Here is a 14,697-nt window from a genome sequence, read left to right on the forward strand (position 1 = left end):
CGGCGGGGGCCCGGCCGGCGGCGACGAGTGGTGACCGGTCGGGCACGGGGACGGTGGCCCGGCGGCGGGCAACCCGCCACGCGCGATGGTGGTGGGGTCGCCCGCCGCGGGGCCAGGGGTCGGGTCGCCCGCTGCGGTGCCAGGGGCGGGATTGCCCGCGCCGCCGGGTAGGGGTCGGGTCGTCCGCCCGCCGGGGGTGGGGCGTGCCCGTGGGCTGCCGGGGCCGGGCGCGGTGCGTGCGGTCAGGCGTGGCCGGTGGCGCGGCGGGCGGCGTCGAGGGCGTTGCGGAAGAGCATGGCGACGGTGGTGGGGCCCACTCCCCCCACACGCGGGGTGATCGCGCCGGCGACCTCGGCGCAGGACTCGTCGACGTCGGGCAGCAGGCGTCGGCCTTCGTAGCGGACGCCTCCGCCGATGACGACCGCGCCGGGGCGGACGTGTTCGGGCTGGACGATGCCGGGCACGCCGGCGGCGGCGATGAGGATGTCGGCGCGGCGGGTGTGGGTGGCCCAGTCGGGGACGCCGGTGTGCACGACGGTGACGGCGGCGTTGGCGGTGGGGCGCTTCTGGGTGAGCAGCAGGGCGAGGGGGCGGCCGAGGGTGGCGCCGCGGCCGAGGATGACGACGTCGCGGCCGGCGACGGGGACGTCGTGGAAGGCCAGCAGCGCTTCGATGCCGGCGGGGGTGCAGGGCAGGGGGCCGGGCAGGCCGAGGGCGAGCCGGCCCATGTTGAGCGGGTGCATGCCGTCGACGTCGAGGTCGGGGTCCATGGTCTGCAGGGCCCGGTCGTAGTCGAGGTGGCCGGGGATGGGGTGCTGGATGAGCAGGCCGTGCACGTCGGGTGCGGTGTTGAACTCGGTGATGACGCGGTGCAGGTCGGCCTGGGTGGCGGTGGCGGGCAGGTGGACGTGGGGTGAGTCGAAGCCGAGTTCGGCGGCCTGGCGCTGCTTGATGCGGATGTAGCCGGCGCTGGCGTCGTCGTCGCCGACGAGGATGGTGGCGAGGCTGGGGGTGGTTCCGGCGGCGCGCAGGGCGGTGACGCCGGCGGCGACGTCGGCGAGGATGCGTTCGGCCACGGGGGCGCCGGGCAGGAGGCGGGCGGTGGGCATGGTGCTCCTGTCGTCAGCGCAGGCCCAGGCGGTCGACCTGCGCTGGTGGAGCTCCCCGATGGTTGTTGCCCATCCCCTGGCCGCCAGTCGCGTCGCGTTCAGCTTGCCACAGGAGGCTCAGCCGAGGTCGACCAGGAGGGGGCGGTGGTCGGAGATGGTGGACAGGGGCGTGTGCACGGCGGTGACGGGCGGGAGCCGGTCGATGCCGTGGCGGTCGGCGAGGATGTGGTCGAGCTGCACGCGGGGTTGCCCGGCGGGGTAGGTGGGGCGGCGGCCGAGGGGGCGCCAGCCGGTGAGGAGGCGGGCGGGGCCGGCGGGGAGGTTCAGGTCGCCGAGCAGGACGCGGGGTGCGGGCAGGGCGCGCAGGGCGCGGACGGTCTGGCGGAGTTGGTGGGCGTTCCAGCCGGGGACGAAGGACAGGTGGGTGGCGGCGACGGTGAGCTGCCCGTGGGGGGTGTCGAGGACGGCGGCGAGGACGACGCGGGGTTCGTCGTGCAGGAGGGTGAGTCCGCCGCCAGGTCCGGGGACGTAGACGGGTGAGCGTACGGGGGCGGGCCGCAGCCGGGTGACCTGCCAGGTGCGGACGCGGTAGCGGGTGACGAGGCCGATGCCGTAGCAGGGCTCGCCGTGCCCGTCGTCGTCGTGGCGCAGGGGGCGGAACTGTTCGCCGGGGGTGCCGACGACGGCGGCGGCGAAGCGGTGTTCGTCGGCGCCGAGGGCGCGGGCGGCGATGGCGGTGAGGTCGAGTCTGCCGCTGCGGCTCTGGTCGCGGTCGACCTCCTGCAGGGCCAGGACGTCGGCGTCGAGGGTGGTGACGGCGGCGGTGAGCCGGTCGGGGTCGACGAGGCCGTCGGTGAGGGACCGGCCGTGCAGCAGGTTGAAGGTGGCCAGGCGCACGCTTGCACCCTACGTCGCCGTGGGAGGGTTGCCGGGTGTGGAAGGCGTTGTGGTGTTCGATGCTGCTCTTCGTGGCGGTGGGCGCGGTGGGTGTGTGGCTGCGTCGTCGGCGGGGCCGGTGAGACCGGTCGGTCGGGTGGGTCGGGGGCCGGCGCGTCCGGCCGGGCCGCTGTGTCCCGGTGCTGGTGAGGCTGGCCACAGGTGGTCTCGTGGGGCGGCCGGCGGTGGGAAGAATTGCCGCCCGTGGACCCTCTGTCGCTGACCACTCTGCTCGCCGCGGCCGCCGTGGCGGGGTGGGTCGATGCCGTGGTGGGGGGCGGTGGCCTGTTGCTGCTGCCGGCGCTGCTGGTGGCGGCGCCGGGGATGCCGGTGGCGTCGGCGTTGGGCACGAACAAGCTGGCGGCGATCGCGGGTACGACGACGGCGGCGGTGACGTACGCGCGCCGTACGAAGATCGACTGGGCGGTGGCGGGACCGTCGGCGGGGTTGGCGGTGTGCTGCGCGGGGCTGGGTGCGGCGCTGGCGGGGTCGGTGCCGGCGTCGGCGTACCGGCCGGTGGTGCTGGCGGTGCTGGTGTCGGTGGCGGTGTTCGTGGTGCTGCGCCCGCGCCTCGGGGTGGTGGCGCAGCCGCAGCGGCGGACCCGGCGGCGCACGGCGGCGGCGGTCGCGGTCGCCGGTGTGGGCATCGCGCTGTACGACGGGCTGATCGGGCCGGGCACGGGCACGTTCCTGGTGCTGGCGTTCACCGCGCTGATCGGTGCGGACTTCGTGCACGGCTCGGCGATGGCGAAGATCGTGAACGCGGGCACGAACCTGGGGGCGCTGGTGGTGTTCGCGGCGACCGGGCACGTGTGGTGGCTGCTGGGCGCGGCGATGGCGGTGTGCAACATCGCCGGGGCGGTGCTCGGGGCGCGGATGGCGTTGCGGCGTGGCTCCGGTTTCGTGCGGATCGTGCTGTTGGTGGTGGTGTTGGCGCTGGTGGGCAAGCTCGGCTACGACCAGTGGATGGCGTCGACCTGACCGCGGTGCCGGACGGCCCGGGGTGTGGCCGTTCCCCTGGCTCGCGGGTGCGGGCGGCGGTGCACGGCGTACCGCTGCCCGTGGTGTCCTGGGCTGGTTGCCCTCGCTCAGGTGGGCGACCAGGCGAGTGCGGCCTCGCCCGGGCCCCCGCCACGGGCTGCTGGCCCGCGCCCCCGCGCCCACGCGTCCCGGCGGCGGACCGTGTGTGATCATCAGCGGATGCCGGTACGCGCCGAACACGACCGGGCCGTCCTCGCCGGGCTGCTGGGGCGTGATCCGGCGCTGCACGCCTACCAGCTGGGCGACCTCGACGACTTCTTCTGGCCGTACACCACCTGGTTCCGCCGTGGGCAGGAGGTGGCGTTGCTGTACCACGGCGCCGACCCGCCGACGTTGCTGGCCTTCGCGGCCCCGCCGCGGGTGGCGGAGCTGACGGAGCTGCTGCGCGAGCTGGCGCCGGTGCTGCCGGCACGGCTGTGGGCGCACCTGTCCCCCGGCTGCGAGCCGGCGCTGGCCCCGGCGTTCCGGATGGAGCCGGCCGGCCCGCACCTCAAGATGGCGCTGACGGAACCGGTCCGGCTGGCGACGACCGCGCCGGCGGGCGTGGTGCTGGGCGCGGCCGACCTGCCGGCGCTGAACCGGCTGTACGCGCAGGCGTACCCGGGCAACTGGTTCGACCCTCGGATGCTGGACACCGGCCAGTACGTGGGCGTCCGCGACGGCGACGAGGTGGTGTCCGTCGCCGGCGTGCACGTGTTCTCGCCGGCCTACCGGGTGGCGGCGTTGGGTAACGTGACGACCCATCCCCGGGCGCGCGGGCGGGGCCTCGGCGCGGCGGTGGTGGCGGCGCTGTGCGGGCGGCTGCTGGGCAGCGTCGCGCACGTGACGCTGAACGTGAAGGCGGACAACGGGCCGGCGGTGCGGCTCTACGAGCGGCTGGGCTTCACCCGCGTCGCCGACTACGGCGAGTACGCGTTGACCGCCCGCGTGCGGTGATCCGTGGCCCCGGTGCGGCGTCTCGCCGGGCGGCGTCGGTGGCGGGTCGGGTGGTGGCGGCGGGCCGGGCGGTCGGGGCGGTCGAGCCGGGTGGCGCGGCGGCGCGGCCGGTCGTCGGCGTCGCCCAGACGACCGGCGGAATGCCGATGTGAGAAGCGTTTCGCCTGCATGTGCGGCCGCCGTTCAGGGTCGGGAACCCGACGCTGGGTCGTGCTGGTGTCGGACCGGTCAGGGCCGGCCCCGGCCCTAGCGTCTCCCGGCAGAGGTCGCGCGTCCCGCGCGCGGCGGAGCTGAAGGAGCAACGGATGGCAACAGCAGCAGTGCCCTGGCGGCGAACACGGACGGTGAGTGTGCTCGCCGCCGTGACGGCGGCGGTGACCGCGCTGGCGACCCCCGCGGCGGCGGCGCCAGGGGTGAGCCCGGCCCTGGTGGACCGCGACGCCGACCCCGGCACGACCATCGGCGTCAACAAGGTGGTGTCCACTCCGCCGATCCCGCCGAAGCCCGACGTGGTGCTGCTGGTCGACACGACCGGCAGCATGGGCGGGGCGATCGCCAACGTGCGGACCAATCTGCAGCAGGTCATCACCGACGTGCGCGCCGCGCAGCCGTCGGCGCAGTTCGCGGTGGCCTCCTACCGGGACACCGGCGACGGCGCGGAGCTGTTCCGGGTGCGGCAGGGTCTGACCGACGACGCGACGGCGCTGCAGGACGCCGTCAACGGGCTGGCCGCCGGCGGCGGCGGGGACACCCCGGAGGCGTGGGTGAACGCGCTGGTCGAGGTCTCCGAGGGCGCGATCGCCTACCGCTCGGGCAGCAGCCGGATCGTGGTGCTGGTGGGTGACGCGCCGAGCCACGACCCGAGCAACGGGCGCACCCTGGCGCAGGCGACGGCGGCCCTGCAGGCCGACGAGGCACGGCTGCTGGCGGTGAACGTCAGCGGCGGCGGTGGCGGCCTGGACGCCACCGGGCAGGCCACGGCGGTGGTGTCGGCCACCGGCGGGCAGCTGGTGGGCAGCTCCCCCGACACGGTGACCGCCGCCATCCTGGCGGGCCTGCGGGACCTCGACGTCACGGTCACCCCGACGGTGACGTCGTGCGACGCCGGCCTGTCGGTGGGCTTCGACGCGCCGTCGCGTACGCAGCAGTCGGGCACCGACGTGCCGTTCGCCGAGACGATCACGGTGGCGGGCGACGCCACGCAGGGCGCGGAGCTGACCTGCACGGTCGAGTTCCGGCTCAACGGCCTGTCCGGCGGGCCGGCGTTCACGCAGCAGATCCGTGTGCGGGTCAACGACGTCACGCCGCCGACGGTGGTCGTCGACGACCGGACGGTGGAGGCGACCAGCCCGGCCGGCGCGGTGATCGACTACCCGGCGACGGCGACGGACAACGTCGACGGTCCGCTGACCCCGGCGTGCGTGCCGCCGCCCGGCTCGACGTTCCCGCTGGGGGCCACGACGGTGACGTGCACGGCCACCGACACGGCCGGCAACACCGGCAGCGACACCGCGGTGATGCGGGTGGTCGACACGACCGCTCCGGCGACGGCGTGCGTGCCGACGAACAACCCGAGCGGCGACAACGTCCCCGGCTCGTACAACCCGGACGGCTTCTACGAGCTGACGTCGACGGACGTGGTGGACACGGCGGTGGAGGTGTTCATCGGTGACGCGGCGGACCCGAGCGTGCGGTTCGGGCCGTTCCCGGCCGGCACCAAGATCAAGCTGGTGCAGGCGCCGGGGGCCCAGTCGCGGGTGAAGGACGGCACCGGCGACATCGACTACAAGGTGACGTTGCGCGGCGACGCGCTGATCGTCGGCGTGGACGACGCCGGCAACGCCTCGACGCCGGCGGTGTGCCTGGTGGCTCCGCCGCCGAAGTGACGACCGTCGCGCGCGGGGACGAGCCCCGCAGGTGACGTCCCGGCCGCCGGGCCCCGACGGGGTCCGGCGGCCGGTGGCGTACGCGGGCGGGTCGACGCGGCTCCGCGGTGCGGCGGCCGGTGGCGTACTGCGGCGTTGACGCGCGGCCGCGCGGTGCGGCGGGGCGCTCGCGCGGGCTACGCGGTGCGGCCGCGGCGGCTGGGCGAGTCGAAACGGCCCGCGCGGATCTCGCGCAGCGCCTTGCGGCGGGTGTCGCCGCGCAGGGTGTCGACGTAGAGGCGGCCGGCCAGGTGGTCGGTCTCGTGCTGCAGGGCCCGGGCGAGGAAACCGCTGCCCGAGATGGTCAGCGGTTCGCCGTGCTGGTCGAAGCCGTGGGCGGTGGCGTGCATCGCCCGGGTGGTCGGGAAGTAGAGGCCGGGGATGGACAGGCAGCCCTCGTCGTCGTCCTGCAGCTCCTCCGACAGCTCCAGCGTCGGGTTGACCAGGTGGCCGCGGTGGCCGTCGGCGTCGTAGACGAACACCCGGGCGTTGACGCCGATCTGCGGGGCGGCGACGCCGGCGCGGCCGGGCGCGCCGAGCAGTGTGTCCATCAGGTCGGTGACCAGGGCGCGCAGTTCGGCGTCGAAGCTGGTGACCGGCTCGCTCGGGGTGCGCAGCACCGGGTCGCCGATGATCCTGATGGGCCGCATCGTCATGCCGGAAAGGTTATCCGTCGCCGGTCGGGGCGGCGGCGCCCGGGCGGCCTGCGACGAGCACCTCGATGCCGTCGAGGATGCGGGCCAGCCCGAACTCGAACGCCCGGGCGGGGTCGGCGGCGGCCTGGTACTCCTGACCGGCGGCGGCGCCGACGCGGGCCGCGAGGGGGTAGCGGCGCGGGTCGAGGGCCTTCTCCAGGTAGGGGGCGTGGGCCTGCCACCACTGTTCCTCGGTCATGCCGGTGCGCGTGGCGGCCTGGGCGGCCTCCACGGCGCTGCGCACGGCGCCGTGGACGTACCCGGAGACGAGGGTGACGACGGCGTCCATCTCCAGGTCGGTCAGGCCGATGCCGTCGACGGCGCGCAGTTCGTACTCGTAGCGGGCGAGGACGTTGGGCCCGAGCGGGGGGCGGGTCGTGGCGACCTGCAGCAGCCAGGGGTGGCGCAGGTAGAGCGCCCAGGTCTCGCGGGCGACGTGTTCGAGGCGGCCGCGCCAGTCGCCGGGCACGTCGTCGGGGCGGGCGGTCTCGCCGTAGACGGTGTCGAGCATGACGTCGAGCAGCTCGCCCTTGCCCGGAACGTACGTGTAGAGGGACATGGTGCCGACGCCGAGGCGCTCGGCGACCCGGCGCATGGACAGGGCGGCCAGGCCGTCGGCGTCGGCGACCTCGATGGCGGCGCGGACGATCCGGTCGACCGACAGGTCGGGTCGGCCCTTGCGGCTGGCGCGTTCGCGGGTGCGCCAGAGCAGGGCGAGGCTGCGCGCGGGATCGCCGGTGCCGCTGTACTCGGTCGTCATGCCACGAAACTCTACCGTGCGCCGTACCGTATGGTGTACCGTACGGCGTACGAAAACGAGGAAGGGGGCGTGGATGTACCGGAACGGACCGGCCGTCGAGGCCGAGGGACTACGCAAGCGCTACGGCGACACCGAGGCCCTGGCCGGCCTCGACCTCACCGTGCCGGCCGGCACGGTGTGCGGGCTGCTCGGCCGCAACGGCGCGGGCAAGACCACCGCGGTGCGGGTGCTGAGCACCCTGCTGCGGCCCGACGCCGGCACCGCCCGGGTGGCCGGCGCCGACGTGCGACGCCACCCCGAACAGGTCCGCGCCCGCATCGGGCTGGTCGGCCAGCACGCCGCCGTCGACGAGGTGCTCAGCGGCCGGCAGAACCTGGTGCTCTTCGGCCGGCTGCACCACCTGGGCCGCGCCCGTGCCCGCGCCCGCGCCGCCGAACTGCTCACCCGCTTCGACCTGACCGACGCCGCCGACCGGCCCGTCGGCACGTACTCCGGCGGGATGCGCCGCCGGCTCGACCTCGCGGCCAGCCTGATCCTCGACCCGCCGGTGCTCTTCCTCGACGAGCCCACCACCGGGCTCGACCCGCGCGCCCGGGCGCAGGTGTGGGACGCCGTACGCGGGCTCGTCGCCGACGGCACCACCGTGCTGCTCACCACGCAGTACCTGGAGGAGGCCGACCAGCTCGCCGACAGCATCCGGGTCGTCGACGCCGGCCGGGTCATCGCCGACGGCACCCCCGACGAGCTGAAGGCCGCGCTCGGCGGCGACCGGATCGACGTGGTGCTGCCCCGCGCCGACGACCTGACGCCGGCCGCCCGGGCCGTCGGCGCCGCCGTCGGCGCGGCCCCGCGGGTCGACCCGGCCGCCCTGCGCGTCAGCGTGCCCGTCACCGCGCGGGTCGCCGCGCTGGCCGCCGTGCTGCGCGCCCTCGACGACAGCGGGCTGAGCGCCGCCGACATCGCGGTGCGCCGACCCACCCTCGACGAGGTGTTCCTGCGGCTCACCGGCGACGACTCCCCCACCGCCCGCCCCACCGAGGAGAAGGTGACCGCATGAGCACGACCGCCCACCCGCTGCCGCACCGCCTGCGCTGGACCGTCGCCGACGGCGCCACGCTCACCGGCCGGGCGCTGGCGCACTGGGTCCACCAGCCCGCGCAGGCGATCGTCGGGCTGCTGTTCCCGGTGCTGCTGGTGCTGATGTTCGCCTACCTCTTCGGCGGCGCGATGAGCGTGCCCGGCGGCGGCGACTACCGCGAGTTCCTGCTGCCCGGCATGTTCGCCATGACGATGGCCTTCGGCATCGAGTCCACGTACGCGGCCGTGGCCACCGACACCGCCCGCGGCGTCACCGACCGGTTCCGGTCCCTGCCGATGGCCCCCTCGGCCGTGCTCACCGGTCGGGCCACCGCCGACCTGCTGCACTCCGCCGTCGGACTGGCCGTCATGCTCGCCTGCGGCGTCGCCGTCGGCTGGCAGTGGCGTGCCGGCGCCGGCTCCGCCCTGGCCGCCGTCGGGCTGCTCCTGCTGCTGCGCTTCGCCCTGATCTGGGTCGGCATCCACCTGGCGCTGGTGCTGCGTAAACCCGAGTCGGTGGCGGTGCTGCAGATCCTCGTCTGGCCCGTCGGGTTCACCTCCAACGCCTTCGTCTCCCCCGACACCATGCCCGGCTGGCTGGCCGCGCTCGCGCAGTGGAACCCGCTGTCGGCGACCGTCGCGGCCTGCCGGGAACTGTTCGGCAACCCCGGCTGGGGCGGCGACTCGTTCGCCGCGCAGCACGCCGTCGCCCTCGCCGTGGCGTGGCCGCTGCTGCTGATCGCCGTGTTCCTGCCCCTGGCGGTACACCGCTACCGCGGCCTCGGCAGGTGAACGCAACGGCGACCGGACGGACCGTCCCATCCCGCGCCGCTCTGCGGCCCCCGCACCACCCACCGACGCCTCCACGACGCCGCCCACCCGCACCCGGAAAGGACGCCCGTGACGATCGGCTCCCACGCCGTCACGTTCACCCCCGCCGACCCGCCCCGCGCCGGGACGCTGCTCGTCTGGTCACCCGACGGCGGGCCCTCGCCCGAGGGGCCCGGCGAACCCGTCGAGGCGACGCTGGCCACGCCGCCGCACGGGCGCCCCGCGCCGGTGCCCGCGCTGCGGATACCGACGCGGGACGCCGTACCGCTGCTGCTCGCCGCCGCGGCCACCGACCCGGCGGCCGCGTTCTGGGCCGCCGCCACCCGGGAGGCCCTGCACCTGGCCGCCCGCGGCCTGCTGCTGCCCGCGGTGACCGCCGCCGGCCACGACGCCTGGCGCATCGGGCCGCTCACCGCCGACGACGAGGCCCGGCACGCGCGGCTCGCCGCCGCGATGCCCGCCACCGCCCGCGCGACGCCGGTGCCGGGACGCACCCCCACCTGGCTGCCCGACCCGGCGCGGCTGCTGCGCGACTTCCTCGACGCCGTCGCCGACACCCTGCCCCGCGACGACGCGGCCACCGACGCGTGGTCGGCGCCGACAGCCGCCGCCGTCGGTCGGCTGCGCGACTGGGCCGCCCGCGTCGCCGCCCACGCCGAGGCGGCCGTACGGCTGTCGCTGCGCCTGGAACACTTCGACACCCCCGACGGTCCGTGGCGGCTGGTGGCGCAGGTGCACCGCCCCGCCACGCCGGGACTGGTCGCCGACGCCGCCGCCCTGTGGCGCGCCCCGGTGCCCGGCTTCCCGCCCGAGTCCCGCGACGCCACGCTGCTGGCCCTGCGCCACGCGGCGCGGTCCTGGCCGCCCCTGGCCGGGCTGCTGGAGGCGGCCGTGCCCGACGCGACGGCGCTGACCGACGCCGACGTCGTCGACCTGGCCACCGGCGCGGCGGCCCGCCTCGCCGCCGACGGCGTCGACGTGCACTGGCCGGCGGGTCTCGACCGCGGCCTCACCACCTCGGCGGTGCTGCGCGCCCCGGCCCGCCGCGCCGGCGGCTCGGGGCTGCTCGCCGAGCCCGGCGGCCTGGCGCTGCACTGGAGGTTGAGCCTGCACGGCACGCCGCTCACCCCGGCCGAGGTCGCCCGGCTCGCCGACGCGCACCGGCCGGTGGTGCGGCTGCGCGAACGGTGGGTGCTGGTCCCGCCGGACCTGGCCCGCCGTGCCCGCGACCCGCACGCCGCGACGCTGACCGCGATGCCCGCGCTGCGCGCCGCGTTGACCGGCGCCGCCGACGTCGACGGCGAACGCGTCGACGTCGCCACCGAGGGCTGGCTGGCCGACATCGCCGCGCGCCTCGCCGACGGCGCCACCGCACCCCCGGTGCCCCGACCGGCCGGACTGACCGCGACCCTGCGCGACTACCAGTGGCAGGGGCTGCGCTGGCTGGCCCGGCTGACCGCGCTCGGCCTCGGCGGCTGCCTCGCCGACGACATGGGGCTGGGCAAGACCGTCACCCTCATCGCGCTGCACCTGCACCGGCAGGCCGACCCCGCCACGGCCGGCCCGACCCTGGTGCTGTGCCCCGCGTCGCTGCTGGGCAACTGGGAACGGGAGATCCGCCGCTTCGCCCCCGGCACCGACGTGCGTCGCTTCCACGGCCCCGACCGCCACCTCGACGACCTCGACGGCGGGTTCGTCCTGACCACCTGGGCCACCCTGCGCCGCGACGCGTCCCGGCTGGCCGCCCGCCGGTGGCCGCTGCTCGTCGCCGACGAGGCCCAGCACGTGAAGAACCCGCACTCGGAGACCGCGGCGGCGCTGCGCGCGATCCCCGCCGCCGCCCGGGTCGCCCTGACCGGCACCCCGGTCGAGAACGACCTCACCGACCTGTGGGCCATCCTGGACTGGACCACCCCCGGCCTGCTCGGCACCCTGACCGAGTTCCGGGCCCGCTGGGTCAAGCCGGTGCAGACCGACCGCGACCCCGACGCCGGCCGGGACCTGGCCCGCCTCGTCGGACCGTTCCTGCTGCGCCGCCGCAAGAGCGACCCCGGCATCGCCCCGGAACTGCCCGGCAAGACCGAGACCGACCAGCCGGTCGCGCTCACCGCCGAGCAGGCCGCCCTCTACCAGGCGTGCGTGGCCGAACTGCTCGAGGCGATCGCCGACACCGAGGGCTTCGCCCGGCACGGGCTGGTGGTCAGGCTGCTCACCGCGCTCAAGCAGATCTGCAACCATCCCGCCCAGTACCTGCGTCAGAGCGCGCCCCTGGCCGGCCGCTCCGGCAAGCTCGACCTGCTCGACGAACTGCTCGACACGATCCTGCCCGGCGGCGGCGCGGTGCTCGTGTTCACCCAGTACGTCGCGATGGCCCGGCTGCTGCACCGGCACCTGACCGACCGTGGCGTCGCAGCGCTGCTGCTGCACGGCGGGCTGCCCGTCGCCGCCCGCGACGACCTGGTCCGGCGGTTCGACGCCGGCGAGGCACCGGTGTTCCTGCTGTCGCTGCGCGCCGCCGGCACCGGCCTGAACCTGACCCGCGCCGACCACGTCGTGCACTACGACCGGTGGTGGAACCCCGCCGTGGAGGACCAGGCCACCGACCGGGCGTACCGGATCGGGCAGACCCGGCCGGTGCAGGTGCACCGGCTCATCGCCGAGGGCACCGTCGAGGACCGCGTCGCCGCCCTGCTCGCCGGCAAGCGGGAACTCGCCGAGGCCGTCCTCGACGCCGGACCGGCGGCCCTGGCCGCGCTCAGCGACACCGAACTGGCCGACCTGGTGACCCTCGGAGGCGACCGATGACCCCGCGCGGCTTCCCCGCCTTCCCGCCCGGCCGGGCCCGCCGCCCCCGCACCTGGTGGGGTGCGGCGTGGAACCGGGCGTGGGAGGCCGACGCACTCGACGACCGCCCGCTGCGCGCCGGCCGCCGGCTGGCCGCCGCCGGGCACGTCGGCCCGATCACCGTCAGCGCCGGCCGGCTCGCCGCCGCCGTGCACGACGGCGACACCGAGCAGGCGTACGCCACCCGGGTGCGCGTCGCCCCGCTCGGCGACGCGGACTGGCACCGCCTGGCCGCCGAGGTGGCCGCCCGCGCCGGGCACCAGGCGGCGCTGCTGGCCGGGCAACTGCCCCGCGACCTGGCCGACCTGTCCGGGGTGCGGCTGCTGCCCGGGCTGGGCGAGGTCACCCCGGACTGCGACTGCCCGGAGTGGGACCACCCGTGCCGGCACGCCGCCGCGCTGTGCCACCAGGTGTCCTGGCTGCTCGACACCGACCCCGCCCTGCTGCTGCTGATCCGGGGCCGGGACGCCGCCACGCTGCTCGCCGCCGCGCCCGCGCCCGGCCGCGTCGACACGGAGTCGCACGAGGACCCCGCCCCGCGCGCCGCCGCGGTTCGGCACCCCGACGGGCCGGACGCGGCGGGCACGGCCGCCGCCGAGGCGTACGCCCGACCGGCGCCACCCCCGCCGCCACCACCGGGGCCGGCGGGCGCGCCGATCCTGCCGCTGCTGCCGCCGGGCCCCGACGTGGACGTCGACGCCCTGCGCCGCCTCGTGGCCGTGGCCGCCGACCGGGCGGCGGCGCTGCTGCGGCAGGACTGACGGCGCGGCGACGCCGGGGGCGTGAGGCGTGCCGGTCCCCGCCGCGGGGGCGTGACTGCCGGCGGTCCCCCGCCACGGGTGGGACGGCCGGGATCCGGGGATGGCGGCCCGGCAGCGGTCGTCGGGCCGTCACCGCTGGTCGTGGGGCTGTCGCGGGCGGCGCGGACCGGCGCGCGCCGCCCGCTTCCGGTGCCGGCCGACGCGTCAGGACGGTGGCGGCAGCCCCGCGTCGGCGATGCGCTGGCGCATCGGCCGGCGGCGGACGGCGGCGAGCACCTCGTGCAGCAGGTCGGCCAGCGGCACGGGCAGCTCGGCGTCGAGCTCCCGCATGGCGGCGGTCGTCGCCGCCCACTCCGCCTCGATGACCGGCAGCAACTGCCGCGCCCGGTCGCTCAGGTGCACGACGCGCTGCCGGGCGTCGGTGCCCGGGGTCAGTTCCACCAGGCCGGCGCGGGCCATCTGGGCCACGGTCTGGCTGGCCGCCGAGTGGGTGACCCCGACCCGGCGGGCCAGGTCACGGATGGGCAGCGGCCCGTCGGCGACCAGCGCCCGCAGCGGCGGCGAGAACCGGGGCCGGTAGTCGGCCAGGCCCCGCTCCGCGTACACCGCGGCCACGTCGCCGTCGAGCACGTCGAGGACGTGGCGCAGCAGCGTGCCCACGGCCTCCCGGTCCGGAACGTCAGTCACCCCGCTAATGTAACAGCGCTGTTGTATTCGGTGGGGCGAGGGAGGACAGGCGATGACGCAGCGGTACCCGCTGACGGAGCCGTACGCGCACGGGATGCTCGACGTGGGCGACGGTCAGCTCGTGTACTGGGAGACCTGCGGCAACCCCGACGGCAAACCGGCGGTGGTGCTGCACGGCGGGCCCGGCTCGGGCTGCGGACCGAGCTGGCGGACCCTGTTCGACCCGGCCCGCTACCAGGTGACCCTGTTCGACCAGCGCGGCTGCGGCCGCAGCCTCCCGCACGCCGGGGACCCGACGGTGGACCTGTCCACCAACACGACCGACCACCTGGTCGCCGACGCCGAACGGCTGCGCGAACACCTGGGGGTCGACCGCTGGCTGGTGGTGGGCGCCTCCTGGGGGTCCTGCCTCGCCCTGGCGTACGCCCAGCGGCACCCGGAGCGCGTCAGCGAGCTGGTGCTGTTCAGCATCACCGCCGGCACCCGACGGGAGATCGAGTGGATCACCCGGGACATGGGGCGGGTCTTCCCCGCCGAGTGGGCCCGGTTCCGCGACGGGGTGCCGCCGGCCGACCGCGACGGCGACCTGGCCGACGCGTACGCTCGCCTCCTGGCCGACCCGGACCCGGCGGTGCGGGACCGGGCCGCGCGGGACTGGTGCGCCTGGGAGGACACCCACGTCGCCACCGTGCCCGGGCACCAACCCGATCCCCGCTACGCCGACCCGGTGTTCCGGATGGTGTTCGCCCGCCTGGTCACCCACTACTGGCGCAACGCGTGCTTCCTGCCCGACGACGAGGTGCTGCGCGGCGTGGGGCGGCTGGCCGGCATTCCCGGCGTGCTGCTGCACGGCACCCTCGACGTCAGCAGCCCGCCCGACATCCCGTGGCTGCTGGCGCAGTCCTGGCCCGACGCGCGCCTGGAACTGTTGGAGCGTGCCGGGCACGGCAGCGGGCACGGCATGGCCGAACGGGTCGTGGCGGCGCTGGACGGCTTCGCCGAACGCCGCTGACGACCCGGCGCCGGCGGGGCGCGATCCGTGGCCCCGCCGGCGCGCGGGCGACCGCCACCGTCGGCGGCCCGGCCCTTACGGAG

At 76.5% G+C, this 14,697-nt stretch carries 13 protein-coding genes and 1 riboswitch; of the genes, 8 read left to right on the top strand and 5 right to left on the bottom strand.

Annotated features, from left to right (window positions below; genetic code table 11):
- Positions 1 to 242 precede the first annotated feature (242 nt).
- Entirely contained in the window at positions 243 to 1,109 is an 867-nt protein-coding gene (locus GA0070606_RS31115; RefSeq protein ID WP_091106894.1) for a bifunctional 5,10-methylenetetrahydrofolate dehydrogenase/5,10-methenyltetrahydrofolate cyclohydrolase, read from the bottom strand.
- A 15-nt stretch (positions 1,110 to 1,124) separates the two neighbouring features.
- Positions 1,125 to 1,210: riboswitch (ZMP/ZTP riboswitch) on the bottom strand.
- Positions 1,211 to 1,226: 16 nt separating this feature from the next.
- Positions 1,227 to 2,006 carry an endonuclease/exonuclease/phosphatase family protein gene (locus GA0070606_RS31120; RefSeq protein ID WP_091106895.1) on the bottom strand — a complete coding sequence of 260 codons (780 nt, stop codon included), beginning with the start codon at positions 2,004 to 2,006 and terminating at the stop codon, positions 1,227 to 1,229.
- A 243-nt stretch (positions 2,007 to 2,249) separates the two neighbouring features.
- Here GA0070606_RS31120 and GA0070606_RS31125 point away from each other — a divergent pair, with 243 nt between their 5' ends.
- The 3 genes from GA0070606_RS31125 (at position 2,250) to GA0070606_RS31135 (ending at position 5,908) form a co-directional block, all read left to right on the top strand.
- Positions 2,250 to 3,026, top strand: coding sequence for a sulfite exporter TauE/SafE family protein (locus tag GA0070606_RS31125; protein WP_091106897.1), 777 nt, complete (start codon positions 2,250 to 2,252; stop codon positions 3,024 to 3,026).
- Between the two features lie 219 nt (positions 3,027 to 3,245).
- Positions 3,246 to 4,022 (top strand): GNAT family N-acetyltransferase, encoded by a 777-nt coding sequence (locus GA0070606_RS31130; protein ID WP_091106899.1) that lies wholly within the window; start codon positions 3,246 to 3,248, stop codon positions 4,020 to 4,022.
- A gap of 305 nt (positions 4,023 to 4,327) precedes the next feature.
- A complete protein-coding gene (locus GA0070606_RS31135) occupies positions 4,328 to 5,908 on the top strand; it encodes a VWA domain-containing protein (RefSeq protein ID WP_091106901.1) in 1,581 nt (526 codons plus the stop codon).
- Positions 5,909 to 6,084: 176 nt separating this feature from the next.
- On the opposite strand, the gene def is transcribed toward GA0070606_RS31135, so the two are convergent.
- Together def and GA0070606_RS31145 are read right to left on the bottom strand one after the other, a co-directional pair.
- A complete protein-coding gene (gene def / locus GA0070606_RS31140) occupies positions 6,085 to 6,603 on the bottom strand; it encodes a peptide deformylase (RefSeq protein WP_091106903.1) in 519 nt (172 codons plus the stop codon).
- A 10-nt stretch (positions 6,604 to 6,613) separates the two neighbouring features.
- Positions 6,614 to 7,402 carry a TetR/AcrR family transcriptional regulator gene (locus GA0070606_RS31145; RefSeq protein ID WP_091106905.1) on the bottom strand — a complete coding sequence of 263 codons (789 nt, stop codon included), beginning with the start codon at positions 7,400 to 7,402 and terminating at the stop codon, positions 6,614 to 6,616.
- A 73-nt stretch (positions 7,403 to 7,475) separates the two neighbouring features.
- Here GA0070606_RS31145 and GA0070606_RS31150 point away from each other — a divergent pair, with 73 nt between their 5' ends.
- The 4 genes from GA0070606_RS31150 (at position 7,476) to GA0070606_RS31165 (ending at position 12,915) form a co-directional block, all read left to right on the top strand.
- Positions 7,476 to 8,459, top strand: coding sequence for an ATP-binding cassette domain-containing protein (locus tag GA0070606_RS31150; RefSeq protein WP_091106907.1), 984 nt, complete (start codon positions 7,476 to 7,478; stop codon positions 8,457 to 8,459).
- Complete coding sequence (locus GA0070606_RS31155; RefSeq protein ID WP_091106909.1) at positions 8,456 to 9,271, top strand: ABC transporter permease; 816 nt, start codon at positions 8,456 to 8,458, stop codon at positions 9,269 to 9,271. Before GA0070606_RS31150 ends, GA0070606_RS31155 begins: the two co-directional genes overlap by 4 nt.
- A 108-nt stretch (positions 9,272 to 9,379) precedes the next feature.
- Complete coding sequence (locus tag GA0070606_RS31160; RefSeq protein ID WP_176737489.1) at positions 9,380 to 12,115, top strand: DEAD/DEAH box helicase; 2,736 nt, start codon at positions 9,380 to 9,382, stop codon at positions 12,113 to 12,115.
- Positions 12,112 to 12,915 (top strand): SWIM zinc finger family protein, encoded by an 804-nt coding sequence (locus GA0070606_RS31165; RefSeq protein ID WP_091106910.1) that lies wholly within the window; start codon positions 12,112 to 12,114, stop codon positions 12,913 to 12,915. Before GA0070606_RS31160 ends, GA0070606_RS31165 begins: the two co-directional genes overlap by 4 nt.
- 204 nt (positions 12,916 to 13,119) lie before the next feature.
- Here the strand turns inward: GA0070606_RS31165 and GA0070606_RS31170 are convergent, their stop codons facing one another.
- On the bottom strand, positions 13,120 to 13,602 hold the full coding sequence (locus GA0070606_RS31170; RefSeq protein ID WP_091106913.1) for a MarR family winged helix-turn-helix transcriptional regulator: 483 nt from the start codon (positions 13,600 to 13,602) through the stop codon (positions 13,120 to 13,122).
- Positions 13,603 to 13,654: 52 nt separating this feature from the next.
- Between GA0070606_RS31170 and pip the strand changes: the two genes are divergently transcribed.
- Entirely contained in the window at positions 13,655 to 14,614 is a 960-nt protein-coding gene (pip, locus tag GA0070606_RS31175) for a prolyl aminopeptidase (protein ID WP_091106915.1), read from the top strand.
- Positions 14,615 to 14,697 lie beyond the last annotated feature (83 nt).

It is taken from the genome of Micromonospora citrea (genome assembly GCF_900090315.1).
Taxonomy (GTDB): Bacteria; Actinomycetota; Actinomycetes; order Mycobacteriales; family Micromonosporaceae; genus Micromonospora; species Micromonospora citrea.

Bases quoted from the DNA above. Each gene is read 5' to 3' on its own strand.
- GA0070606_RS31115 (WP_091106894.1), bottom strand. From the start codon at position 1,109: ATGCCCACCGCCCGCCTCCTGCCCGGCGCCCCCGTGGCCGAACGCATC.
- GA0070606_RS31130 (WP_091106899.1), top strand. From the start codon at position 3,246: ATGCCGGTACGCGCCGAACACGACCGGGCCGTCCTCGCCGGGCTGCTG.
- GA0070606_RS31135 (WP_091106901.1), top strand. From the start codon at position 4,328: ATGGCAACAGCAGCAGTGCCCTGGCGGCGAACACGGACGGTGAGTGTG.
- def (WP_091106903.1), bottom strand. From the start codon at position 6,603: ATGACGATGCGGCCCATCAGGATCATCGGCGACCCGGTGCTGCGCACC.
- GA0070606_RS31145 (WP_091106905.1), bottom strand. From the start codon at position 7,402: ATGACGACCGAGTACAGCGGCACCGGCGATCCCGCGCGCAGCCTCGCC.
- GA0070606_RS31150 (WP_091106907.1), top strand. From the start codon at position 7,476: ATGTACCGGAACGGACCGGCCGTCGAGGCCGAGGGACTACGCAAGCGC.
- GA0070606_RS31155 (WP_091106909.1), top strand. From the start codon at position 8,456: ATGAGCACGACCGCCCACCCGCTGCCGCACCGCCTGCGCTGGACCGTC.
- GA0070606_RS31165 (WP_091106910.1), top strand. From the start codon at position 12,112: ATGACCCCGCGCGGCTTCCCCGCCTTCCCGCCCGGCCGGGCCCGCCGC.
- pip (WP_091106915.1), top strand. From the start codon at position 13,655: ATGACGCAGCGGTACCCGCTGACGGAGCCGTACGCGCACGGGATGCTC.